This is a genomic window from Streptomyces sp. NPDC005803, from assembly GCF_040630435.1.
Lineage (GTDB): Bacteria > Actinomycetota > Actinomycetes > Streptomycetales > Streptomycetaceae > Streptomyces.
On the sequence record NZ_JBEXXO010000016.1, the window covers coordinates 126875 to 148180 of the forward strand.

Annotated in this window: 27 protein-coding genes; 8 read left to right on the forward strand and 19 right to left on the reverse strand. The window is 72.6% G+C overall.

Features of this window, described 5'->3' with window-relative positions; all coding sequences use genetic code 11:
* Positions 1-6: 6 nt before the first annotated feature.
* Entirely contained in the window at positions 7-834 is an 828-nt protein-coding gene (locus ABZ454_RS23010) for an alpha/beta hydrolase (RefSeq protein WP_359540367.1), read from the reverse strand.
* Between the two features lie 86 nt (positions 835-920).
* Here ABZ454_RS23010 and ABZ454_RS23015 point away from each other — a divergent pair, with 86 nt between their 5' ends.
* The 6 genes from ABZ454_RS23015 (at position 921) to ABZ454_RS23040 (ending at position 5342) form a co-directional block, all read left to right on the forward strand.
* The gene (locus ABZ454_RS23015) at positions 921-1553 is read left to right on the forward strand and encodes a sigma-70 family RNA polymerase sigma factor (RefSeq protein WP_359540369.1); all 633 of its coding nucleotides are present in this window, start codon (positions 921-923) and stop codon (positions 1551-1553) included.
* Positions 1554-1686: 133 nt separating this feature from the next.
* Positions 1687-2034, forward strand: coding sequence for a hypothetical protein (locus ABZ454_RS23020; protein WP_359540371.1), 348 nt, complete (start codon positions 1687-1689; stop codon positions 2032-2034).
* A gap of 97 nt (positions 2035-2131) precedes the next feature.
* Positions 2132-2620: a MarR family winged helix-turn-helix transcriptional regulator gene (locus ABZ454_RS23025; protein WP_359540374.1), complete on the forward strand. Its 489-nt coding sequence runs from the start codon at positions 2132-2134 to the stop codon at positions 2618-2620.
* Positions 2621-2738: 118 nt separating this feature from the next.
* Complete coding sequence (locus ABZ454_RS23030) at positions 2739-4202, forward strand: DHA2 family efflux MFS transporter permease subunit (protein ID WP_359540376.1); 1464 nt, start codon at positions 2739-2741, stop codon at positions 4200-4202.
* 49 nt (positions 4203-4251) lie between these two features.
* A complete protein-coding gene (locus ABZ454_RS23035; RefSeq protein ID WP_359540378.1) occupies positions 4252-4761 on the forward strand; it encodes a TIGR03618 family F420-dependent PPOX class oxidoreductase in 510 nt (169 codons plus the stop codon).
* Between the two features lie 122 nt (positions 4762-4883).
* The gene (locus tag ABZ454_RS23040; protein ID WP_356319043.1) at positions 4884-5342 is read left to right on the forward strand and encodes a DUF2199 domain-containing protein; all 459 of its coding nucleotides are present in this window, start codon (positions 4884-4886) and stop codon (positions 5340-5342) included.
* A 48-nt stretch (positions 5343-5390) separates the two neighbouring features.
* Here the strand turns inward: ABZ454_RS23040 and ABZ454_RS23045 are convergent, their stop codons facing one another.
* The 4 genes from ABZ454_RS23045 to ABZ454_RS23060 form a co-directional block, all read right to left on the reverse strand.
* Entirely contained in the window at positions 5391-6080 is a 690-nt protein-coding gene (locus ABZ454_RS23045; RefSeq protein ID WP_359540381.1) for a TetR family transcriptional regulator, read from the reverse strand.
* A 133-nt stretch (positions 6081-6213) separates the two neighbouring features.
* A complete protein-coding gene (locus tag ABZ454_RS23050; protein WP_359540383.1) occupies positions 6214-7467 on the reverse strand; it encodes a GNAT family N-acetyltransferase in 1254 nt (417 codons plus the stop codon).
* Between the two features lie 64 nt (positions 7468-7531).
* The gene (locus ABZ454_RS23055; RefSeq protein WP_359540385.1) at positions 7532-8515 is read right to left on the reverse strand and encodes an asparaginase; all 984 of its coding nucleotides are present in this window, start codon (positions 8513-8515) and stop codon (positions 7532-7534) included.
* 46 nt (positions 8516-8561) lie between these two features.
* The gene (locus tag ABZ454_RS23060; protein WP_359540386.1) at positions 8562-9194 is read right to left on the reverse strand and encodes an ABC transporter substrate-binding protein; all 633 of its coding nucleotides are present in this window, start codon (positions 9192-9194) and stop codon (positions 8562-8564) included.
* Between the two features lie 116 nt (positions 9195-9310).
* On the opposite strand from ABZ454_RS23060, the gene dtd reads away from it, so the two are divergent.
* Positions 9311-9760, forward strand: a complete 450-nt coding sequence (gene dtd, locus ABZ454_RS23065; RefSeq protein WP_356318947.1) for a D-aminoacyl-tRNA deacylase — start codon at positions 9311-9313, stop codon at positions 9758-9760.
* A gap of 25 nt (positions 9761-9785) precedes the next feature.
* On the opposite strand, the gene ABZ454_RS23070 is transcribed toward dtd, so the two are convergent.
* From ABZ454_RS23070 to ABZ454_RS23095, 6 genes are all read right to left on the reverse strand, one after another.
* Positions 9786-10751, reverse strand: a complete 966-nt coding sequence (locus ABZ454_RS23070; RefSeq protein WP_356318946.1) for a folate-binding protein — start codon at positions 10749-10751, stop codon at positions 9786-9788.
* Positions 10752-10778: 27 nt separating this feature from the next.
* Positions 10779-11243 (reverse strand): Fur family transcriptional regulator, encoded by a 465-nt coding sequence (locus tag ABZ454_RS23075; protein WP_359540390.1) that lies wholly within the window; start codon positions 11241-11243, stop codon positions 10779-10781.
* A 61-nt stretch (positions 11244-11304) separates the two neighbouring features.
* Positions 11305-11877, reverse strand: a complete 573-nt coding sequence (locus ABZ454_RS23080; RefSeq protein ID WP_359540392.1) for an FABP family protein — start codon at positions 11875-11877, stop codon at positions 11305-11307.
* A gap of 265 nt (positions 11878-12142) precedes the next feature.
* Positions 12143-13087 carry a hypothetical protein gene (locus ABZ454_RS23085; RefSeq protein WP_359540394.1) on the reverse strand — a complete coding sequence of 315 codons (945 nt, stop codon included), beginning with the start codon at positions 13085-13087 and terminating at the stop codon, positions 12143-12145.
* The gene (locus ABZ454_RS23090; protein ID WP_359540396.1) at positions 13084-13959 is read right to left on the reverse strand and encodes a hypothetical protein; all 876 of its coding nucleotides are present in this window, start codon (positions 13957-13959) and stop codon (positions 13084-13086) included. Before ABZ454_RS23090 ends, ABZ454_RS23085 begins: the two co-directional genes overlap by 4 nt.
* Positions 13956-14762 (reverse strand): hypothetical protein, encoded by an 807-nt coding sequence (locus ABZ454_RS23095; RefSeq protein WP_359540398.1) that lies wholly within the window; start codon positions 14760-14762, stop codon positions 13956-13958. Before ABZ454_RS23095 ends, ABZ454_RS23090 begins: the two co-directional genes overlap by 4 nt.
* Positions 14763-14994: 232 nt before the next feature.
* Between ABZ454_RS23095 and ABZ454_RS23100 the strand changes: the two genes are divergently transcribed.
* Positions 14995-15357 (forward strand): DsrE family protein, encoded by a 363-nt coding sequence (locus ABZ454_RS23100; RefSeq protein WP_359540400.1) that lies wholly within the window; start codon positions 14995-14997, stop codon positions 15355-15357.
* A 32-nt stretch (positions 15358-15389) separates the two neighbouring features.
* Here ABZ454_RS23100 and ABZ454_RS23105 read toward each other — a convergent pair whose 3' ends face one another.
* The 8 genes from ABZ454_RS23105 to ABZ454_RS23140 form a co-directional block, all read right to left on the reverse strand.
* Positions 15390-15722, reverse strand: a complete 333-nt coding sequence (locus ABZ454_RS23105) for a DUF3099 domain-containing protein (RefSeq protein WP_359540402.1) — start codon at positions 15720-15722, stop codon at positions 15390-15392.
* A gap of 155 nt (positions 15723-15877) precedes the next feature.
* Positions 15878-16165: a DUF1416 domain-containing protein gene (locus ABZ454_RS23110; protein WP_018490348.1), complete on the reverse strand. Its 288-nt coding sequence runs from the start codon at positions 16163-16165 to the stop codon at positions 15878-15880.
* Positions 16166-16231: 66 nt separating this feature from the next.
* The gene (locus ABZ454_RS23115; protein WP_356324850.1) at positions 16232-17077 is read right to left on the reverse strand and encodes a sulfurtransferase; all 846 of its coding nucleotides are present in this window, start codon (positions 17075-17077) and stop codon (positions 16232-16234) included.
* 147 nt (positions 17078-17224) lie between these two features.
* Positions 17225-17332, reverse strand: a complete 108-nt coding sequence (locus ABZ454_RS23120; protein WP_351392369.1) for a putative leader peptide — start codon at positions 17330-17332, stop codon at positions 17225-17227.
* 252 nt (positions 17333-17584) lie between these two features.
* Positions 17585-18274 (reverse strand): DUF2993 domain-containing protein, encoded by a 690-nt coding sequence (locus ABZ454_RS23125; RefSeq protein WP_356324848.1) that lies wholly within the window; start codon positions 18272-18274, stop codon positions 17585-17587.
* A 150-nt stretch (positions 18275-18424) separates the two neighbouring features.
* Positions 18425-19915 (reverse strand): hypothetical protein, encoded by a 1491-nt coding sequence (locus tag ABZ454_RS23130; protein WP_359540405.1) that lies wholly within the window; start codon positions 19913-19915, stop codon positions 18425-18427.
* A gap of 10 nt (positions 19916-19925) precedes the next feature.
* Positions 19926-20180, reverse strand: a complete 255-nt coding sequence (locus tag ABZ454_RS23135) for a MoaD/ThiS family protein (protein WP_352125639.1) — start codon at positions 20178-20180, stop codon at positions 19926-19928.
* 53 nt (positions 20181-20233) lie between these two features.
* Positions 20234-21118 carry an alpha/beta fold hydrolase gene (locus tag ABZ454_RS23140; RefSeq protein ID WP_359540406.1) on the reverse strand — a complete coding sequence of 295 codons (885 nt, stop codon included), beginning with the start codon at positions 21116-21118 and terminating at the stop codon, positions 20234-20236.
* Between the last annotated feature and the right edge of the window lie 188 nt (positions 21119-21306).

Consider the following 21306-nt stretch of genomic DNA (forward strand, 5'->3'; position numbering starts at 1 on the left):
GACGGGTCACCCCAGGAACGCCGACACCGTCTCCGTGAACCGGGCGGCGTCGTCGACCCACGGGTAGTGGCCCGCCCCCTCCTGGACGACGAGCGTGGCGTCGGGGAACAGTCCGGCGAAGGCGGCCGCCGAGCGGGGCGGGCTGTTCAGGTCGACCTGCCCGGCCAGCAGCAGGACCGGCGCGCCGAAGACTGCCAGCGCCGCGCGGGTGGCCGCCGGGTCGAAGGCTCCCGCGGCCCCGAAGTGCGCGACGGCGTCCGGGTTGTCCGGCCGGCTCGCCGCGTGGTGCTCCCGTGCCGCCTCGTCCCACCGGCCGTAGAAGAACGGGTCCACGGCCGCCCAGTCCGCGCCCGTCCCCCGGGTGATCGCCTCCAGCGCGGCGAACGCCGCCGGGAACCACGGCTCACCGCTCCTCAGCGCCGCGAGCTCACGGCGCTCCGCGCCGGTGACGTCGATGCCGACGGCGCGGGCGCTGGGGGTGATCAGGGCCATCCTGCTCACGCTCTCCGGGTGGCGGGCCGCGTACCGCACCGCGATGTTCGCTCCCGCGGAGTGGCCGAGCAGGTCCGTACGGGAAAGGCCGAGGTGGCGGCGCAGGGCCTCGACGTCGTCCACGAGGCGGTCGCAGCGGTAGGTGGCGGCGTCCTCGGGAACGGCTGAACGCCCGGTGCCGCGCAGGTCGAGGACGATCAGGCGGCGGTGGGCGGACAGGCCGCCGAGGTCGCCCAGGTAGCGGGAGTCCGCCGGGCCGCCGGGGATGCAGAGGAGCGGGTCGCCGTCTCCGTACGTGCGGTAGGCGAGCCGGGTTCCGTCGGGTGCGCTGAAGGTGGGCATGCCGGGATCCTGTCAGTCATAACCAGGTTGTACAACCTGGTTATGTTCGGGGGTACGGTGTGCCGGTCGCGGTATATAACTGGGGTGTGGCAGCCGGAGAGAACACCGAGAGCACCCAGCGGAACGCGGGGTCGCCGCCCCCTGCGGCGCTGACGGAGGCGCAGGCCGAGCGCATGCTCGCCGGGATGAACGACGTCATCCGGGCCGGCGAGGAGATGCGGAAGCTCCGCGCCGAGATGATCAAGGTGTTCGTGGGGTTCGGCTGGACCCAGGACCGCATCGCCCGGCTCACGGACATGAGTCAGCCCGCCGTGTCCAAGCAGGTGACGAAGTACCGGAACACCGCTCCCGCGCCCCCGATGGACCTTTCCCTCGACCAGCACGACGTCCCGTGGCTCGAAGGGCGCCTGTGGGGCCTCGCCGAGGACCTCTCGGAGACGTACGCCGGCACCGCCCGCTGCACCCGGTGCGTCGGCGCGCTCGCACGGGGCAAGAAGCCGTTCACCCCCGAGAACGTCGACGAGCTGCGCCGGCTCGTCGAGGAGGACCTGCGCCTGCTCGCCCCGGAGCTGCCCGGCGTGCACCGGCGCGCGTACGACGAGATAAGCCGCGCACTCGACGTACCGCCCCGGCCGGCCTCCGCCCCGCCCGGCCCCGCCTCCGTGCGCCGCGCCCTCGCCCACCGCATCCAGCGCGACCGGCTGAGGGGCGAGGCCTGAGGCCCCGGGCCTCGGGCCCCGGAGCGAGGGCGCGGCGCGGGGTTTCCCGCCCCCGGTCTCCGGGCCGGGCGGCCCGCACGACGTCCCGTCACGGAGCTCGTTCCGCCCGCCGCGCGGACGTACCCTCGGCCGCATGGATGAGCTGCTGCCGCTCCTGGTGTGCGCCGGCGCCCTCGCCGCGGTCATGGGCTGTTTCGCCTGGCTGGCCGCGCGGGTCCGCAGGCGCGGTCTCGCCGGTTCGGCGATGCGTGCCGCGATGGCGTCGTACGACGAGGCGTTCCGCGTGACGGCCCACGACTCGTACCACGAGCTCCAGGCGCAGGTGGAACGGCAGGCGCCGATGGCCTCGCCCGACGACCCGTGGCGGCCGGTGCGCGACCGGGCAGCCGGCCGGCCGGGGACGGGAAGCGCGCGGACGCGGACCCGTGGGTCCCGGCGCCCGGCGCACGGCCTTCGGCGGTGGTGGGCGCGCGGGCGCTGAGACGCCGCCCGCGGAGGCGTCCGGCCGGAGGCCGCGACGGCGAGACAAGTTCGCTTGCGGACGATCCGCCACAGACTCAATTGTTACGCTGGCAGGCATGACCGCCATGGCGCCCACCCGCATCGCACCCGACCTCTCATACCTCCTGGACCACACCAGTCACGTCCTGCGGACCCAGATGGCGGCGGCCCTCGCCGAGATCGGGCTCACCGCGCGCATGCACTGCGTCCTGGTCCACGCCCTGGAGGAGGAGCGAACCCAGGCCCAGCTCGCCGAGATCGGCGACATGGACAAGACCACGATGGTGGTGACGGTGGACGCCCTGGAGAGCGCGGGGCTCGCCGAGCGCCGGCCCTCCAGCCGGGACCGCCGGGCCCGGATCATCGCCGTCACCGAGCAGGGCGCCGCCCTCGCCGCGCAGAGCCAGGAGATCGCCGACCGGGTGCACGAGGAAGCACTGAGCAGCCTGCCCCGGACCGACCGGGAGACCCTCCTGCGCGCCCTGAACCAGCTGGCCGACGAGCACCTGGCCACCCCCGCCGAGAATCCGGGGACGGTACGCCGGGCGCGCCAGAGCCAGAAGTAGCCCCCGGAGGCTCCACGTCCGGCTGCGGGATCCGCTGAAAATAGAACCGAAAGAAATAGTCCGCAACAAAACCATCTGCTACCTTCTCTCTTGTCGAACCCACCGACAGGAGAGCCCGATGTCTGCCACTGCGCACACCGTTCCCGCCCCCGCCCCCGCGCCTCCCGCGACCCGCTCACGCGGCCTCGCCCTCGGCGTGATCGCCACCGGGCTGCTGATGACCGTGCTCGACGGCTCGATCGTGACGGTGGCGATGCCCGCCATCCAGAACGACCTCGGGTTCACCCCCGCCGGCCTCAGCTGGGTCGTCAACGCCTACCTGATCGCCTTCGGCGGTCTGCTGCTGCTCTCCGGCCGGCTCGGCGACCTCCTCGGACGCCGGCGGATGTTCCTGGCCGGCACGGCCGTCTTCACCGCCGCCTCCGTCCTGGCCGGGGCGGCGGGCTCGCCCGCCCTCCTCATCACCGCCCGCTTCCTCCAGGGCGCCGGGAGCGCCATGGCCTCCGCGGTCGGCCTCGGCATCCTCGTCACCCTCTTCACCGAGAGCCGCGAACGGGCCCGCGCCATCGCCCTGTTCAGCTTCACCGGCGCGGCGGGGGCCTCGATCGGCCAGGTGCTCGGCGGGGTCCTCACCGACGCCCTCGGCTGGCACTGGATCTTCGTCATCAACCTGCCGATCGGCCTCGCGGTGCTCCTCGTCGCGGTGCGCGTCCTGCCCTCCGACCGCGGGCCCGGCCTCACGGCCGGGGCCGACGCCCTCGGCGCGCTCCTGGTCACCGCGGGCGTGATGCTGGGCATCTACTCCGTGGTCGAGGTCGAGTCGTACGGGTGGCTGTCGGCGCACACGCTCGGCCTGGGCGCCCTCGCGCTGGCCCTGCTCGCCCTGTTCGTCGTCCGGCAGGCCACGGCCGCCGCCCCGCTCCTGCCGCTGCGGATCCTCCGGTCGCGCAGTGTCGCGGGCGCCAACCTGGTCCAGATCCTCATGGTGGCCGCGCTGTTCTCCTTCCAGATCCTGGTCGCGCTGTACATGCAGCGGGTCCTCGGTTACGGCGCCACCGCCACCGGGCTCGCCATGCTGCCCGCGGCCGCGGTCATCGGCACGGTGTCGCTGGGGGTGTCGGCCCGGCTGAGCGCACGGTTCGGGGACCGTAACGTCCTGCTCCTGGGGCTGGTCCTGCTGATCGGGGTGCTCGGCCTCCTCACCCGGCTGCCCGTCCACGCGCACTACGCCACCGATCTGCTTCCGGTGATGTTCCTCGCCGCCGGATTCGGCCTCGCCCTCCCGGCGTTGACCACGCTCGGCATGTCGGTGGCGGGCGCGGAGGACGCCGGGCTCGCCTCCGGGCTGTTCAACACCACGCAGCAGATCGGCATGGCCATGGGCGTCGCCGTCCTGTCCACGCTGGCGGCCTCCCGTACGGACGCGCTGCGCGCCGCGGGCGGCAGCCGGGCCGAGGCGCTGACCGGCGGCTACCACCTGGCCTTCGCCGTCGGCGCCGGACTGCTCGTCGCCGCCTTCCTCGTCGCACTCGCGGTGCTCAGGCGGCCGGACCGCCGGACCGCGGCCACCCCCTCCGCCTGACCGCACCCCTCACCGGCCCCACCCCATCAAACAGCCGAAGGACGGACCCATGGCCACGCACCCCACTCCCACTCCCCCCGAGGACCAGCCCGGCCCCGGCGCCGGCCCCGCCCCTCGTGTCCTCACCGAAGCGGAACTGTCCCGGCTCCTCGGGGAGCAGCAGTTCGGCGTCCTCGCGAGTGTGCGACGCACCGGGCACCCCCACCTGACGACGGTGCTCTACTCCTGGGACGCCGAGGAACGCGTGGTGCGCGTCTCCAGCACCGCCGACCGGCTCAAGCCCCGCCAGCTGCGCACCGATCCGCACGCCGCACTGCACGTCCAGGGGCCGGACATGTTCTCGTTCGCGGTCGCCGAGGGCGCGGCGGAGGTGTCCGCCCCGGCCGCCGCGCCCGGTGACGCGGTCAGTCGCGAACTGCTCTCCCTGACGCCGGGTTTCGAGGACCCGGCCGAGGAAGCCGCCTTCCTGGCCCAGGTGGTCGCGGACCGGCGCGTGGTGATCCGGATCCGGGTGTCCCGGCTGTACGGGACGGCTCTGGACGTCCCCGCCCCGGACTGAGCGCGGGCAGGGGCCCCGCCGGGGCCGGGTGGGCGACCGGCGGAGGCTCTAGGATCCCGCCCATGGCTACCGACCCCGGTTACACCTGCTCCCGCTGCGGCGACCACCACACGGAACTCCCGATGGGGTACTCGACGATGGCGCCCGACGTCTGGGACGCGAGCCTGGAGAGCGACCCCGACAGCATGCTCTCGACGGACCAGTGCATCGTCAGACACGAGCACTACTTCATCAAGGGCCTGATCGAGATACCCGTGATCGGCAGCCCGGAGCCGTTCTCCTGGGGCGTCTGGGTGTCCTTGAGCCGGGAGAACTTCGCCCGCGCCCTCGATGTGTGGGAGACCCCGGGGCGGGAGTCCGAGAAGCCGTACTTCGGCTGGCTCACGACCGAGTTGGGGCTCTACTCCCCCCGGACGACCCACCTCAAGACCAACGCGCACACCCGCCCGATCGGCCGGCGCCCGCTCATCGAACTGGAGCCCACGGATCACCCGCTGGCCGTGGAGCAGCGCACCGGCATCACGCTCGACCGGGTCCGCGAGATCGCCGAGGCGGTGCAGCACGCCGAGGAAGGCCGTTAGGGCCGCCGAGGAGGGCCGGGAGCCGGCCCGAACCGGCGCGGCGGGGGCCTACCGCCCCTTCCCCAGTCCCGACCTCAGTTGCGCGAAGCCCTGCTCCGCCGCCTCGACCGCGTCCCCGTACACCTGCTCCGCCGTCCGGCCCCCGCTGATCCGCTGCCAGTTCTCCAGCGACAGGATGCGCAGGACCGCGATGATCTGGCCTGCGGCCAGCCGGTCCGTCACGCTCCCTCCCAGGGCCTCGGCGAGGGCGGCCTCGGAGCGGCTCTGGTACGCGTGGAGCCGGGCCACCAGGGACGGCGTCCCGTAGAGCAGCCGGAGGAACGCCAGCACCTGCGGCACGTCGCACAGACCCGTGACCGGGTCCTGCCGCTCCAGACCGTCCAGGTAGTGGCGCCGCAGCGCGTCCAGCGGGGACTCGCCCTCCGCACGGCCCGCGACCACCCGCGCGGACTCGTCCACGTGGTCGGCGAACCGGTGGAGGACCAGGTCCTCCTTGGCCGGGAAGTAGCGGAACAGCGTCGGCTTGGAGATGTCCGCGGCGGCCGCGATCTCCGCCACCGAGACCTTGTCGAAGCCGCGCTCCAGGAACAGGGCGATCGCGGCGTCGGAGACCGCCTGGTACGTCAGCTGCTTCTTCCGCTCCCGCAGGCTCATCGGCGCACGGGGGGAGGCCGGCGCTTCCGCTTCCGCCGCGTCGGCTGCCGTCCGGGTACCGGGCTTCTCTCCGCTCATGACCATGAAGCGTAACGCCTCCGACCTCAAGCGGACTTGACGTCCGAAGCCGCCCGGACCCCTTACGGAGGGCTCCGTTCCGCGCCTCTCCGCCCGGGACCCGGTCAGCACGCCGGCCCCGTCCTTGACTGACGCGGCACTAGAACACGTCCGGGCACCAGGCCCGCCGCCCCGCCCGCAGCATCCCGTCCGCCCGGGCCGCCGCGCCCGGGGACAGTTCCTCGACGCGGCCCAGTGCCGCCAGCCGCAGGGCCGACTCGTCGCCGAGGTACAGCGTCCCCAACTCGGTCACGTCCATGGCCAGATCGGCCGGCCGTGTCGTCGGGACGCACGTGGCGCCGTCCGGTGAGGCCTCCAGGTGGAAGCGGCCGGCGGTGAGGCCCGCCGCGTCGTGGACGTCCAGGACGAGCGAGCCGGGCACCGCGTAGGTGCGGGCCTCCAGGGCGCGGGCGACGTCCAGGAGGCGCACCCACAGGAAGTCCGCGTGCGTCACCACGCGGGCCGCGCGCGGGTCGGGGAGGAGGAGCGGCAGCAGGTCGTCGGGGGCCCGGTGACCGGTGCGGATCGTGGCGATCCAGTCGACCGAGCAGAGGAAGTGCCACAGCGCCCGCTCCGCCGCCGGGGTCACCGCGATCATGCTGCGCACCGTCGCTCGGTTCAGCGGCTGCTTGGCAGCGCCCCAGTGGCCGTCGGACCGGTAGACCAGCAGTCCGTCGACGCTGCCGTCGGGCCCCCGGTGGACGGCGTAGAACGGCTCGGTCCAGGGATCACCGGGGAAGAGCACCTGCCCAGTGACGAGGTCCCACCAGCGTTCGCCGCGGCTCACCGCCCCGTGCTGCCGGCCCCGCAGCCGGTCGTGCAGGGCGGGGCCCAGCTTGCGCACCTCCGCGCCGTCCACCAGGTCGATCCGGCCGCCGTCCTCGGCCGAAGGGACCCGGCGGTGCGGGTCGAGGCCCGTGCGGGGGACGTCGACCTCCCACTCGGTGGTCCAGGTCGCGGGACCGAATCCGTACCGCCCGTAGATCGGGTACTCGGCCGCGATCAGCGTGGCGGCCACGTCGCCGCGCTCCTTCGCCGCCGCCAGGTCCGTGGCCATCATCCGTGAGAGCAGCCCGCGACGCCGGTGGGTGGGCGACACCGTGACGTTGGTGACCGCGTCCGTCGGCACCGTGGCGCCGCCGACGACCGTCAGCTCCTGCGCGAACGAACGGAACGTCGCCACGCACCGCCCCTCGTCGAAGACCCCCTGCGTGCGCGTCAGGTCCAGGAACGGCAACCGCCCGGCCACCTCCTCGTCCGACGGGGTCGGCGCGCGCAGGAAGCCGGTGTTCAGGGCGCGCAGCCAGTCAGGGAGCTCGGAAGCGGAGATGGGGCGGGTGTCGAGGGTGCTCATCCGCCTCACGCTAGGCGGGGGGACCACCGGTGTCACCGGCTTTTCGGGCGGCCCGCCCGCCCCGTCAGAACGTCGCCCGGATCTCCCCGACCTCCGCGCTGCCGCCCATCAGCGGAGCCCGGCCGATCCGGGACACCACCGGGGCGTCGACGCCGAGCAGACCCAGCGCACGGGCCAGCACCGGACCCAGGGCCCGGGTCGAACCGTCGTCGATCTTGAAGGCCAGTGCCCGGCCGTCCGCCAGCGCCACCGCCTGGACCGCCTCCGCGCCCATCTTGGACAGCGTGCCCGGCACCTCCCGCATCAGCCAGGTGTCGGGCCTGCGGGTGCCGGCCACGTACTCCGGGTGGGCGCGCATCGCGTCCGCCACCCGGCGCTCCGCCGTGTCCTGCTCCGCCGTGACGAACGTGCGGAACGCCCGGGCGAGGCCCACCAGGGACAGCGCCATCAGCGGGGCCCCGCAGCCGTCCGTGCCGACCGCGGCGACCGGCTCGCCCGCCGCCTCCTCGACGACCCGGTGGACCAGCTGCTGGAGCGGGTGGGCCGGGTCGAGATACGTGGCGGTGTCCCAGCCGTTGCGCACGCACACCGCGAGCATCGCCGCGTGCTTGCCCGAGCAGTTCATCGTGATCCGCTCCCGGACGTGGCCCGCCGCGAGATACGTCTCCGCCTCCGCCGGGTCCAGCGGCAGATCGGGCGGGGTCTGCAGATCGTCGGGCGACAGCCCGTGCTCGGTGAGCATCTTGCGTACGAGATCGAGGTGGAAGCCCTCGCCCGAATGGCTCGCGGCCGCCAGCGCCAGCCGCTCCCCGGAGAGGTCGAGACCGGCCCGCAGCACCGCCGCGGCCTGCATCGGCTTGTTGGAGGAGCGCGGGAACACCGGGGCCGACGGATCGCCCAGGGACACGTCCACGCTGCCGTCCGCGGCCAGCAGGACGAGCGAGCCCCGATGGTGCCCCTCGACGAAGCCGGACCGGACGACCTCGGCCAGCACGGGGAGGCCGGATACCGGGTCGGATATGGCGGACGGAGCTGCGCTGGAGGTCATGGTGGCCTTCCGGGGGCGGGCGGGACCCGCCCCCGGAAGGATCGCTTCAGGCGAGCAGGTCGTCTACTTGTGCTTCCCCGTCACGGTACCTGCGGGCGATCTCCGCGCTGCAATCGTCCGTGGTGCGCTGGAGCCGGTGCCGGCGCCGGGAGACCTGCTGTTCGTAGCGGACCAGGCGTCCCATCGCGGTGTGCAGCTCTTCGTCCGTCCGGGCGTCGAGGTCGGAGAGTTCGACCTCGGCGAGCGTCTCCGCCGCCAGCCGCCGGTACTCGTCGCTGCGCGGCGTGCTCAGAGTGACGTGCCGGGCGGAGGAGCGGTGGAGCGACGGGGCGTCCGCCAGGATCTCCGAGAGCCGGTCCACCACCGGGGACTCGGGGTCCCGCCGCCGCGCCAGCTCGGCCCGCAGGATGTCGATCCGCCCCTGGACGAGCCGCCGCACATAGCTGAGGTCGGCCTCGTCACGCTGTGCGTCCCGCCGCAGCGCGCGCAGCTCCGGGAGCCGCAGGGCGACCAGGTCGGGCGTGGACGGGCCCGCCGGTCCGTCCTCGGCGCCGTGGCCGGTCCGCTGCACGGGTGGGCGCATGGTGCTCGCGCTCGTGCTCGTACCGGTGTTGCTGTTGACGCCGGGGCGCGCGACCGGCACCGTGCCCGGGGACTGCCCGGTTCCCTGCATGCTCATGCTTGTGTCCATCCCCTCGACCGGTGCGTCGGCACACCGCCTCCGTGCATGGTGCCACTCCGAGGGGTCCCGTGGAGGTGCTCTGTACCCGTTCAGCCCAAGATAGGTTGGTCTGTATGCGTGCAGTGGTACAGAGGGTGGATGGTGCGAGCGTCACGGTGGCCGACGCCGGGGGCGAGGGCGGCGGTCCGGCCGTCGTCGGTGAAATCGTCGGCGAAGGCCTGTGTGTGCTGGTGGGAGTCACCCACGGCGACACCGTGGAGAAGGCGGCCCAGCTCGCCCGCAAGTTGTGGTCGGTCCGCATCCTGGAGGGTGAGAAGTCCTGCTCCGACGTGAATGCACCACTTCTGGTGATTTCGCAGTTCACTCTCTACGGGGACGCCCGGAAGGGCCGCCGGCCCACGTGGAACGCCGCGGCGCCCGGGGAGACCGCCGAGCCGCTGGTCGACGAGGTCGTGGCGCAGCTGCGGGCGCTGGGGGCGCAGGTGGAGACGGGCCGGTTCGGGGCGGACATGCGCGTCTCGCTCACCAACCACGGCCCGTTCACCCTCATCGTCGAGGTCTGATCCCGCGGGTACGGAGCAGCGCGCCCTACGGCTCGACGACCGTCTCCTGGGCCGCGGCGGTGTCCCCCGCCAGCAGTTCCGCGTCCACCGCCACGTTCCGCTTCACCAGGGCCAGGGCGATCGGCCCCAGCTCGTGGTGGCGGGCCGACGTGGTGATGAAGCCGAGCTGACGGCCCTCGGCCCCGTCCGCGGCGAGCCGCACCGGGGTGCCGTGCCCGGGGAGCAGCACCTCGCTGCCGTCCAGGTGCAGGAACACCAGGCGCCGCGGCGGCTTGCCGAGGTTCTGCACCCGGGCCACGGTCTCCTGGCCCCGGTAGCAGCCCTTCTGAAGGTGGACGGCGGACGGGATCCAGCCCAGCTCGTGCGGGATGGTGCGGTGGTCGGTCTCGAAACCGAGCCGTGGCCGGTGGCTCTCCACGCGCAGCGCCTCGTAGGCCAGCACCCCGGCGGCCGGGCCGTGCGCCGCCGCGTACGCCTCCAGGTCCGCGCGGGGGAGGAACAGGTCGCGGCCGTACGGCGTCTCGCGGACGGCGGCGCCGTCCGGGACCTCGGCGATGGAACCGGCCGGCAGGTACACGAGCGCGAAGTCCTCGGTGCGGTCGGCGACCTCGACCCGGTAGAAGAACTTCATCGACTCCAGATAGGCGATCAGCTCGCCCTGGGTGCCCGGTTCGACGTGCATCCACACCGTCTCGCCGTCGTCGACGAGGTACAGCGCGTGCTCGATGTGCCCGTTCGCCGTGAGGACCAGGGCCTCGGTGGCCTGGCCCGGGGCGAGTTCGCTGACGTGCTGGGTGAGCAGGAGGTGCAGCCAGGCCAGCCGGTCGCTCCCGGTGACGGTCACGACCCCGCGGTGCGACAGGTCGACGAGACCGGAGCCGTCGGCGAGGGCGCGCTGCTCACGGAACAGGTCGCCGTAGTGCGCGGCGACGCCTTCGTCGCGGCCCTCGGCGGGGACGGCGCCGGGCAGGGACAGCAGGGGGCTCTTCATGCGACCAGCGTACGACTCGGCCCGGTGCTACGGACCGGGAGCCGGCTCCTGCACGGCCCCGCCCGTCCCGGCCGCCTTCGCCGTGCAGTCGGCGCAGCGGCCGAAGATCGCGAAGTGCTTCATGTCCGTCTCGAAGCCGAACGTGCCGCGCAGCTTCTCGGTGAACTCGGCGACGACGTCGACATCGGCCTCGATGACGTCCGTACAGTCCCGGCAGACCAGGTGGATGTGGTGGTGGCGGTCCGCCAGGTGGTACGTCGGGGCGCCGTGGCCCAGATGGGCGTGGCTGACCAGATCCAGCTCCTCCAGGAGCTCCAGGGTCCGGTACACGGTGGAGATGTTCACGCCGGACGCGGTCCGGCGCACCTCGGACAGGATGTCGTCGGGCGTCGCGTGTTCCAGCCTGTCGACAGCTTCCAGGACAAGCTGCCGCTGAGGCGTCAGCCGGTAGCCGCGCTGCCGAAGATCGGTCTTCCAGTCGGTGCTCACCACAGGCCCAGTGTAGGTCCGGGCGGGCCGACGGCCCCGGCTGTCCGTGGATCAGGCCCGTGGACTACTTGAAGAAGGCGATCCCGTCGTCCGGCAGGTCGCCGAGGCTCTTCGCCATCGCCTCGACCTCTTCCGGCGTGACGACCTTCTTCAGGTGCGCCGACATGTACGGCCGCAGCTCGACCTCGGGGGTGGCCTTCTCGCCCACCCACATGAGGTCGCTCTTCACATAGCCGTAGAGCCGCTTGCCACCGCTGTACGGGCCGGAGGCCGCCGTCCGGGCCACCGCGTCGGTGACCAGGTCGATCTGCGGCTTCTTGTCGGCCAGCTCGCCGTACCAGATCTCGATGACGCCCTGGTCGCGGACCATGACGACCTCGACCTTGCGGTCCTTGTCGATGCGCCAGTAGCCGGACTCGGACTCCAGCGGCCGGACCTTGTTGCCCTCGCCGTCGAGCACCCAGGAGTGCGAGACGTACTCCAGGAAGTCCCGGCCGTCGTGGCGGAAGGAGACCTCCTGGCCGAAGTTGCACTTCTCGGCGCCGGGGAAGTCGGACACACCCGCGCCCGTCCAGTTGCCCAGCAGGAAGGCCAGCGGGACGAGGTCCGGGTGGAGGTCGGACGGGATCTCGATCATGAACGGCTCAATCGATCGGTGAGGCGGAGGGCGGAGGCGGGGGCGCTGGGGGTGCGGAAGGGCTAGCGCTGGCCCTGGTACAGCTTCTTCACGGTCACGCCGGCGAAGGCGAGAACGCCGACGCAGACCAGGACCAGCAGGGTGGAGAAGAATGCCTCAAGCACGGGGGCTCCTTGAACGAGCGGTATGGCGGCAGTACAGGGCCGGGCCCCAGCCTAATGGGTGGGGCCCGGCCCTGCCGGTTCGGGGCGTGCGGCGGGGCGGTTCAGCCCAGCAGCTGGTTCTGCAGGATCAGTGTCTGGTGGAAGGGGACGCGCGGCGTTCCCCCGCCGCCCTGACGGGACTGGACGACCAGGGCGACGGTGTCACCGGCGACCAGATACGCCTGCCGGACCTGGGCCGGGCCGTAGGGCTTCGGCTCGCTGAACACGTAGGAGACGGTGTCGGCCACCGCCCCGCCCCCCTTCCACGTCTCGTCCAGGTCCATGTGCTCCGCACCGGGCACCGGGTCTCCCGACGTGGAGCCGATGTAGCGGGAGTCGCGGAACGCCTCGGCGAAGGCCGTCGAGTTGAACTGGAGCAGATAGATCCGGCTCGACGTGCCGTCCCGCATGGTCCAGCCGCGCGCCGCGATGTGCCGCAGGGCGGACTCCCTGAGCTGCTGAGTGACATCGGCGCGCGAGCTCTTCTGGTACTCGGAGACGAACTGCTCCGTGCTGACCCAGCCCCCCGTCAGCTTCTTGTCCACCGTTGCTCCGGCCGGGGCCGGGAGCAGCAGCGCGCGGAGGTCGGCGTGGTGGACCTCGGCGGTGTTGCCCTCGCTGAACGGGCGGGGCGCGCCGGCCGGGAGGGCGGGCAGGCTCAGCCGGGGGTAGTCCCAGCGGCCGTCGCTCTCGGTGGCCAGACCCGGTACGTCGGTGCGCTCCGCCGAGGTGATGGCGTACGCCGTACCGGCGCCGAACCCGCCGAGCACCAGCACCGCGACGGTCCAGCGCGCCACGGCCCGCAGCACCCGGCGGGGCGGCCGGGGAGACGGGGCCGGGGGCGGCAGGAGCGGCATGGGCGGGAGCCCGGGCGGCAGCACCGCCTCCGGGGTCACCGCGGGCGGGGCAGGCGGGGCCGGGGCATGGGGGGCAGGAGCCGGGGCGGGAGTGGTGTCGGCGGGCTGCGGCGCGGATTCGGCGGCCGGTGCGGCCGTCTGCTCGGTCATACGTACTCCCCCGGGGACGTGATGTGGTCGAGCTGGTCCTTCACCAGCTCGACGACGGCCGACGCGGCGAAGGGCTTGATGCCGGACGCCGTGAAACTGAGGCTCGTCCCGCCGTCGTACGCCATGCAGTACATGCTCTCGATCTTGTGCTTGCTGTCCTTGGGCTGAAGGAAGCACCTGGCGTTCTTCTTGTGGCCGCCGACCGCCGGCCCGTCCCTGAACGGGCCGATGGCGTCGAAGAGACCCGTCCGGAAGTCGTAGAGGTCACGGACGGCCTTGGTGTCCTTCATCCGCACGAGCTCGGTCCTGATGGTCAGGTCGTTCGCCATCGAGGTGTACGACCGGATGGCGAGGCCCTGGACGTGGAGCTTGTCGATCCTCTTCTCCAGCTCCCGCCGCTGTTTGCCGGCCAGCCCCCGGCTGCCTTCCTTCATCTCGGCCGTGGCCACGCTGCCGCTGAGCTCGCTGTCGTTGCCGTGCGCGCCGACGTCCGGGCCGAGCCGGTATCCGTGCGGCACCGGCAGGAGCAGCTTGCTGAGCTCGGTGGAGGCCCTGCCCCGGGCCACCTCACCGGCCGGATCCCTGCCCGGCCCCTGGGAGGGGTTGTGCCAGAGACTCGTCGTGACCGTGCGGTCGGCGTCGTCGACGGTGATCTTCGTGTACGCGGCCGCGCCGGCGACGGCGGCGAGCACGAGCACGAAGGGGACCGCCGCGAGGACCACCCGGCGGGCCCCGCCCCTCCCGGCACGCGGCACGGGATCAGAAGCAGCAGCGGGCGGCAGGCCCGGGGCGCCCCCGGGAGCGGACGCGGGCACCGGCTCGGACGGGGGTACGGGCTGCGGTGCGGGCGTGAGAGCGCCGTCGTCGTTCACAGGCGCTCCAACTGCTGCTCGGCCAGCGTCCGGATGTCCTTCTTGCTGATCGGTTCGGTGTCGGAGATGTCGATCTCGGCCATGACATCACCGCGGTCGAACACCGCCCTGGCCCGGTAGAGCGGCATGAAACCGGCCTTTCGCTGGACCTTGTACACGTAATAGCGGCCGTTGAGGCTGCCCTTGATCGCGTCACCCTCGTTGCCCGCGCCGTGCTCCTCGTCGGGCATGTACGCACGCTGATCCTCGGCGTGGAGGGCGGCTGCCGCGGTGACGCCGGAGCGGTACTGCACGAGCAGGACGTCGGCCGTGCGGTACTCCCCCTTCTTCCAGGCGGCCGCCGCGACCCGGCGGACGTCGGCCTCCAGGAGCCGGGTGAACATGAAGCCCTCGTCCTCGAAGTCGAGCGCGTAGTTCTCCACCCCCACCCAGCCGTCCTGGACGAACAGCATGTCCTTGTTGTCGCTCCAGCCCTTCGGCCGGGGAATGAGCAGCTTGCGCAGGTCGCCGTCCGTGCGGACCTGGCGGTCCTGTGACGCCGGCAGCGGGTCCGGCACCTGACCGGCCGGCAGCGCCTTCGCCGGGTAACCGAGCCCCGGCTGCGAGAGCGCGGCCAGCGGGGTCGGGGCGCGCCCGGCCTGCACGCCGTAGCCGACGGCGGTGCCGGCCGCGATGCCGAGCACCGCGGCGGCGGCGATGATCAGAGTCGTACGGCCACGCGGCCGCCGCTTCGCAGGGCGCGCCTGCGGCTGGTGCGGTTCCTCGGCGGACGCCGCCGGGAGCGGTGTCGCGGACGCGGGCACTTCCGCGACCGGCGTGACCGGCGCGGGCTCTTCCGGGGAAGTTAGTTCAGGAAGCGCCTGATCAGCCGGCTCCACCTGCGCAGACGGCTCGGCCGGCCCGTCAGGAACAGTGTCTTTCGGGTTCAAAAGGGGTCCCCCCACGAGACCTGAGGCGCAGATTCCGTTATCTGCGCACCCCACTGACCCGCCAGCCCCCAACGAGGTTGTGCGGCCGGGGATTACAGTTCGGCATATGCCGAAGAAGCTCGTGATCAAGGTGACCGCAGGTGCCGACTCCGCCGAGCGCTGTTCGCAGGCGTTCACCGTCGCGGCGGTCGCCGTGGCCAGCGGGGTGGAGGTCTCGCTCTGGCTGACCGGGGAGTCCGCCTGGTTCGCGCTGCCGGGGCGCGCCGCTGAGTTCGAACTTCCGCACGCGGCTCCGCTGCCGGATCTGATCGAGTCGATCCAGGCGGGCGGGCGGATCACTCTCTGCACCCAGTGCGCGGCCCGCCGCGACATCACCGAGCAGGACGTCCTGGAGGGCGTGCGCATCGCCGGCGCGCAGGTCTTCGTCAGCGAGATCATGGCCGAGGACGTCCAGGCCCTCGTCTACTGAGCGCAGCGGCGACCGGAATGGGGGCCCGCCCGTCACCGGCGGCGCTTCTTCCCGTCGAGCTCGTCCCACCACGCGTCGGACTCCGGATCCCCCGTGGGGCCGGTGGGGCCGGTGGGCCCTGCGAGTCCGTCCTTGCCCGGCCGGGACCGGGGTCTGGACTCTGCGGTGGGGTCGTCCCACCAGCGGTCCTCCGGGCCCTTCCGGTTCGCGACCATCGCCGCGACGGGCGGGATCACCATCGCGACCACGCACATCGCGATGGCGGCGGGCATCGACCAGAGCCTCACGAAGGCCCAGGCCGAGACGAAGAGGACGAGGCAGGCCCCCATCATCACGAAGTAGGCGCGCCGGCGTCGGCGGTACATGAGTCCAGCGTAGGCCCGATCCGCCCGACCGGCCGGTCCTGGGACGAACGGGCCGGCCGCCCGGACGGCGCGAAGGGCCGCACCCCGCTACAGGAAGCGTCCAACCCCCTGGGGTGCGGCCCTTCGGCCGGTCATCGGCAGAGCCGTGAGAGCGCCTAGACGGCGATGGCCACCTCGGAGAGGCCGCCCGTCTGGGCCACGACCGTGCGGTCGGCGCTGCCGCCCGGGACGAGGGCGCGCAGCGTCCACGTGCCCTCGGCCGCGTAGAAGCGGAACTGTCCGGTCGCCGAGGTCGGGACCTCGGCGGTGAACTCGCCGGTCGAGTCCAGGAGGCGGACGTAGCCGGTGACGGGCTCGCCGTCACGGGTCACGCTGCCCTGGATGGTGGTCTCACCGGGCTTGATCGTCGAAGCGTCGGGGCCGCCGGCCTTTGCTCCACACATGGTGTTCTGTCCTTCTGGTCGGGGGTCGTGCTGGTCGGAGTCCGCGTACGGAGCCGCGCGGAAGGGCTACTTGTTGGCGCCGAGCTCGATCGGCACGCCCACGAGGGAGCCGTACTCGGTCCACGAACCGTCGTAGTTCCTGACGTTCTCCTGGCCGAGCAGCTGGTGCAGCACGAACCAGGTGAGCGCGGAGCGCTCACCGATGCGGCAGTACGCGATGGTGTCCTTCGACAGGTCGACCTGCTCGGCCTCGTAGAGGGCCTTGAGCTCGTCGTCCGACTTGAAGGTGCCGTCGTCGTTGGCGTTCTTCGACCACGGGATGTTGCGGGCGCTCGGCACGTGGCCGGGGCGCTGCGACTGCTCCTGCGGGAGGTGGGCCGGGGCGAGCAGCTTGCCGCTGAACTCGTCGGGCGACCGCACGTCGACCAGGTTCTGGGTGCCGATGGCCTTCACGACGTCGTCGCGGTAGGCGCGGATCGACTCGTCCTGCGGCTGGGCCTTGTACTGGGTGGCCGGGCGGGACGGGATCTGGTCGCCGTCGACCAGGTCGCGGGAGTCGAGCTCCCACTTCTTGCGGCCGCCGTCGAGGAGGCGGACGTCCTGGTGGCCGTAGAGCTTGAAGTACCAGAACGCGTAGGACGCGAACCAGTTGTTGTTGCCGCCGTACAGGACGACCGTGGTGTCGTTGCCGATGCCCTTCTTCGACAGCAGCTCCTCGAAGCCGGCCTGGTCGATGAAGTCGCGGCGGACCGGGTCCTGGAGGTCCTTGGTCCAGTCGATCCGGATCGCGTTCTTGATGTGGTTCTTCTCGTACGCGGAGGTGTCCTCGTCGACCTCGACGATGGCGACCTTCGGGTCGTCGATGTGGGCCTCGACCCAGTCGGCGTCTACCAGGACGTCACTGCGGCTCATGCTGTTCTCCTCCGGGGCAGTCTGCGGCGAGATGATGCGGATGGTGCGTGATGCGGATGGACGCGGCGCGGGTCCGGCGCGTGCACGGGCCTCAGGCGCGATGGCCCCGACGAGCGGTCGGAGGGCCGGGAAGGCGGGAGATCCCGCTCAGACAGTGCGACAGAGCATGGCGGCGACGCGGCACAGGTCCACTGCCCGCCGCTTCGTGAGATCCGCCTGTCCCCGCTGCCGGAGACCGCTAATAGAGCACTGCATGGGACCGATCGTAGGGACGTACGGGCGGGCATGTCACCGTTGTGTCGCATAATGAGACGCGATCGTCCGGGATGTGGGACGCCGAGGAGGATGCGGGTGCCGCGGCAGCCGTGACCTGGGCGCGGAGCCCGTCAGGCATCTGCGGAACGGACTCCGCCGTCTCACCATGTGAATGATCGGGCCTCAGGGGTGCCCGGCTGTGGCGGGTGGTGCGGGAGGACGCGGTCGGTGTCTACCCGGCCGCGGCGGTGCTCATCCGGCGAGGCGGACGTCGGTGCCCGTCACGGAGATCTCCAGCCCCTCGGCGGTCGGCTGGATCTTCTCCAGCTTCAGGCCGTTCGGCAGGGTGCCGACCTCGCGCTCGAAGTCGGTCTTCTCGCGTACGAGCCCTTCGAGGCCGGGAATCCCCTCGCCCGGCACCTCGTCCGCGTGGACCCGCACGGTGTGGCCGTCGACCAGGGTGACGGTGGACAGGACGCTGCGCGAGAGGGTCCGGCCGAGGATGTTGACCGTGCCGGTCACCTTCACCTTGCCGTTGCCGCCGTACTCGACGGCGATGTCCTCGTCGGCCGCCTTGGTCAGGTCCTGGTACGAGACGAGGGCCGTCCCGGAGGCACGGGCGGCGGTGGCGCCGGAGAAGCCGTCGGTCAGCCGCACCTGGCGCAGCACCGCGTCCATGCTGCTGATCCGGAGGGTGCGGCCGGCGGCGGTGGCCTCGATGCCGGTGATCTTCACGTCGACCTCGTCGAGTTCCGACCCGGCGACCTGGGTCAGGAACGGGAAGCCCTTGATGGAGACGTCCGTGGACCCGGTCCGCGCCCCGGAGACCACGACCCGGTCCGCCGCCTCCGACTCGGCGAAGTACACCGCCGCACGGTCCACCGCGATGAACACCCCTGCCAGAACCACCACGACGACCAGCAGTATTCGCAGTGCACGCATGCCTGTCCTCCCCCGCGCTTCGTCCGTCCGGACCCCTGACGTGCGTGAGCCTACTGCGGCAGCACGTCACACCCCGGGTGATCGACGAGCGGAAGCCCCCCGGCGGTTCCCCGTCGGAGGGCTTCGGCATACCGGGTGACGCGGTACGGGTCAGGCGACCATGCGCCCGACCAGGTAGACGGCCGGGGCGGCGGCGGTGAGCGGCAGCGCCACTCCTGCGGTCATGTGCACGAAGCGTGACGGGTAGTCATAGCTCGCCACGCGCAGCCCGATCAGCGCACAGCCGCCGGCGGCCAGGCCGAGCAGCGCGCCCTTGGCGCCCAGGTCGGTGACGGCTCCCGCCACCGCGCCCGCGCCCGCGGCGACGACGAGCGCCGCCACCACGGAGGCCGGTCCGGGCAGCGGCAGCGCCCGGACGAGCACGGCGGCGGCGACGGCCACGCCGCCGACCGTCACGGCGTCCGGGACCGCCGCGAGGTGCCCGGCGGCGAGGACCGCGAGCGCGGCCGAGGCGACCGTGGCCATCAGCCCCTGCATCCGCTCGTCGGCGCCGGCCCGGCTGCGCAGCTGGAGCACGACGGTGAGCAGCACCCACACACCGAGGGTGCCCAGGATCGCGGCGGGGCCGTTCTCCCGGCCGGCCACGAGCAGCGCCACATCGGCGACGAGGCCGCCGGCGAAGGCGAGCGCGATGCCCTGCCGGGCGGGCCACATGCCGTTGAGCCGGAACCATCCCGCCGCGGTCACGGCCTGGAGCAGCACCAGCGGGACGACCAGGGCGTACTGCCCGACGGCCGCCCCGAGCGCGAGCAGCAGCCCGAGCCCCGCGGTGATCGCGGCCGGCTGCATACCGGGCGCGATGATGGGCGAACGGCCCTCGGCGCGGGCGCGCTGGGCGTCGGTGATGCGGCTGTTGCCCAGGGTGGTCGGCGCGCTGTAACCGTCCTCGCCCTGCACGGCGGCCACGGGAGCGGCGGCCGGGGCGGGAGCGGCGGGGGCACTCCGGGTCTCGGGCGGCAGCGGGTAGGAGCCGGACGCGACCGGCGGCGTCAGGTACGCGGTGTCGTCGGCGGCGGCCTGGGCGGGCGCCTCGGGCCGGGCGGGCTGGATCGTCGGCTGGTACTGGGTGTCCCAGGTCTGGCCCTCCCAGGTCTGGGCGACCCCCTGTTCGCCGGACGGCCAGTCGTCCCCGGGCCGCGCCTGCGCGGCGGGGGAACCCTGCTGCGGGTACGGGGCGGCCTGCTGGGGCGCGTGCGGGTCGTACGCGCCCTGCAACACCCCGTACGGCGCCGGAGCGCCCCCGTGGGACGACTGCTGCCCGTACGAGGGGTCCGCGTGCCCCTGGACCGCGTTCCCCTGGTCCGCGTAGCCCTGCTGCCCGGGGTAGGCCTGCGCCGGGTACGCCTGACCGCCGTACGACGGATCACCGTAGGACTGCTGCCGGCCGTGCGACGGGTCGCCGTATGCCTGCTGCTGCCCGTACGACGGGTCGCCGTAGGGCGTCTCCTGCCCGTACGGCTGCTGCTGCGGCTCCTGCCCGTACTGCTGCTGCTGCTGCGGCTCCTGCCCGTACGGCTGCTGCGCGTACTGCGGATGCTGTGGCTGCTGCGGGTACGGCTGCTGCTGATCGCTGCTGCTCATGTTCTGCGGTTCACCCTCCTGCGAACGGCGGGAGCACCTCGACCGTGCCGCCCTCGGCAAGGCGTACGGTCTCATGGCTCCGGGTCCCGACGGGGTCACCGTCGATGAGGAACGAACACCTTTGCAGTACGCGGCTCAGCTCGCCGGGGTGCCGTTCCCGCACCGCGTCGAGCGCCTCTTCGAGCGTCGCAGCGGTGTACGGCTCCTCCGCGGTTCCGGCCGCGGCCTTGGCGGCGGCCCAGTAGCGGATGGTTCCCGCAGGCATGGCGGCGCTCCTCTCGTCTCGCGTCGGCTCACGCGTCAGCTGTCCATCATCGTTCACCGCGTCATCGCCCAGTCGGCGATGCGGGTGAGCAAGGTCTCGTCCGCCGCGTTCTCCGCGTGGCCCATGCCGGGCTCCAGCCACAGATCGGCGGCCCCGCCCGCCGCGTCGGCGAGCATCCGCGGGTGGTCGAGCGGGAAGTACGGGTCCCGGTCGCCGTGCACGATCAGCAGCGGGGCCGGGGCGATCAGCCCGGCGGCCTCGACCGGGGAGAGGGGGACCGGGTCCCAGCCGTCGCGGTCGATCCGGGTCCGGAAGCCGTAGCGCCCGACGAGCCGGCCGGTGGGGCGGGTGACCATCCAGTGCAGGCGGCGCATCGGGGCCGTCCCCCGGTAGTACCAGCGCGCCGGGGCGCTCACCGACACCACCGCGTCCGCGTGCGCCCCACTGTGCGCTTCTGTGCGCCCCTCGACCTCCTGCGCCTCCCCCTCCGCCCCTGGCGCCGTATACAGCGCCCCGTGCCGGAGCACCACGGAACCGCCCATGGAGAACCCGGCCGTAACGACCCGGGTGTGCCCGAGCGACCGCGCCCACGCCACCGCGGCCGCCAGATCCAGCACCTCGCGGTCGCCCACCGTGGACCGTCCGCCGGACCGCCCGTGCCCCCGGAAGGAGAAGGTGACGACCGCCGCACGCTGCGAGAACACCTGAGCGGCGCGACGCACCGCGGGGCGGTCCGCCGAACCGGTGAATCCGTGCGCGACGACGATCGCCGTCCCGGCGCCGTCCGCCTCCGCGCCCGGGCCGGCACCCGCCGTACACGGCTCGTACACCGCCTCGATCGGGACCCCGTCACCGGCCGGCAATGTGGTCCGCAGCGGGCAGCGCGTGATCAAGGGAACAGAGGAACTCCGAAATCGCCCCTCGGACACAGAAGTCATGTGGGCTATTCTGCTGGGAAGAGGATCCGGGCAAAGCAGCCCCCGGGTCCTTTTGTGCTTTCCGCGCGTTGTTACGACGACGTTTCGACAAGCTCAGCACGGGCTGCACCCGTAAGGCCCGTATGACGAAACGTCGTACGACCACCGCACGAACAAGCGTACGAAGCAGTGCCGCATACTCCCCCGGG

Coding starts and splice junctions, on each gene's coding strand:
- ABZ454_RS23105 (WP_359540402.1), bottom strand. CDS start 15,722: ATGTACCGCCGACGCCGGCGCGCCTACTTCGTGATGATGGGGGCCTGC.
- ABZ454_RS23040 (WP_356319043.1), top strand. CDS start 4,884: ATGGGGTACTCGACGATGGCGCCCGACGTCTGGGACGCGAGCCTGGAG.
- ABZ454_RS23055 (WP_359540385.1), bottom strand. CDS start 8,515: ATGACCTCCAGCGCAGCTCCGTCCGCCATATCCGACCCGGTATCCGGC.
- ABZ454_RS23085 (WP_359540394.1), bottom strand. CDS start 13,087: ATGACCGAGCAGACGGCCGCACCGGCCGCCGAATCCGCGCCGCAGCCC.
- ABZ454_RS23010 (WP_359540367.1), bottom strand. CDS start 834: ATGCCCACCTTCAGCGCACCCGACGGAACCCGGCTCGCCTACCGCACG.
- ABZ454_RS23080 (WP_359540392.1), bottom strand. CDS start 11,877: ATGATCGAGATCCCGTCCGACCTCCACCCGGACCTCGTCCCGCTGGCC.
- ABZ454_RS23030 (WP_359540376.1), top strand. CDS start 2,739: ATGTCTGCCACTGCGCACACCGTTCCCGCCCCCGCCCCCGCGCCTCCC.
- ABZ454_RS23020 (WP_359540371.1), top strand. CDS start 1,687: ATGGATGAGCTGCTGCCGCTCCTGGTGTGCGCCGGCGCCCTCGCCGCG.
- ABZ454_RS23025 (WP_359540374.1), top strand. CDS start 2,132: ATGACCGCCATGGCGCCCACCCGCATCGCACCCGACCTCTCATACCTC.
- ABZ454_RS23115 (WP_356324850.1), bottom strand. CDS start 17,077: ATGAGCCGCAGTGACGTCCTGGTAGACGCCGACTGGGTCGAGGCCCAC.
- ABZ454_RS23125 (WP_356324848.1), bottom strand. CDS start 18,274: ATGCGTGCACTGCGAATACTGCTGGTCGTCGTGGTGGTTCTGGCAGGG.
- ABZ454_RS23130 (WP_359540405.1), bottom strand. CDS start 19,915: ATGAGCAGCAGCGATCAGCAGCAGCCGTACCCGCAGCAGCCACAGCAT.
- ABZ454_RS23060 (WP_359540386.1), bottom strand. CDS start 9,194: ATGAGCATGCAGGGAACCGGGCAGTCCCCGGGCACGGTGCCGGTCGCG.
- ABZ454_RS23045 (WP_359540381.1), bottom strand. CDS start 6,080: ATGGTCATGAGCGGAGAGAAGCCCGGTACCCGGACGGCAGCCGACGCG.
- ABZ454_RS23110 (WP_018490348.1), bottom strand. CDS start 16,165: ATGTGTGGAGCAAAGGCCGGCGGCCCCGACGCTTCGACGATCAAGCCC.
- ABZ454_RS23100 (WP_359540400.1), top strand. CDS start 14,995: ATGCCGAAGAAGCTCGTGATCAAGGTGACCGCAGGTGCCGACTCCGCC.
- dtd (WP_356318947.1), top strand. CDS start 9,311: ATGCGTGCAGTGGTACAGAGGGTGGATGGTGCGAGCGTCACGGTGGCC.
- ABZ454_RS23070 (WP_356318946.1), bottom strand. CDS start 10,751: ATGAAGAGCCCCCTGCTGTCCCTGCCCGGCGCCGTCCCCGCCGAGGGC.
- ABZ454_RS23120 (WP_351392369.1), bottom strand. CDS start 17,332: ATGCAGTGCTCTATTAGCGGTCTCCGGCAGCGGGGACAGGCGGATCTC.
- ABZ454_RS23140 (WP_359540406.1), bottom strand. CDS start 21,118: ATGACTTCTGTGTCCGAGGGGCGATTTCGGAGTTCCTCTGTTCCCTTG.
- ABZ454_RS23035 (WP_359540378.1), top strand. CDS start 4,252: ATGGCCACGCACCCCACTCCCACTCCCCCCGAGGACCAGCCCGGCCCC.
- ABZ454_RS23050 (WP_359540383.1), bottom strand. CDS start 7,467: ATGAGCACCCTCGACACCCGCCCCATCTCCGCTTCCGAGCTCCCTGAC.
- ABZ454_RS23135 (WP_352125639.1), bottom strand. CDS start 20,180: ATGCCTGCGGGAACCATCCGCTACTGGGCCGCCGCCAAGGCCGCGGCC.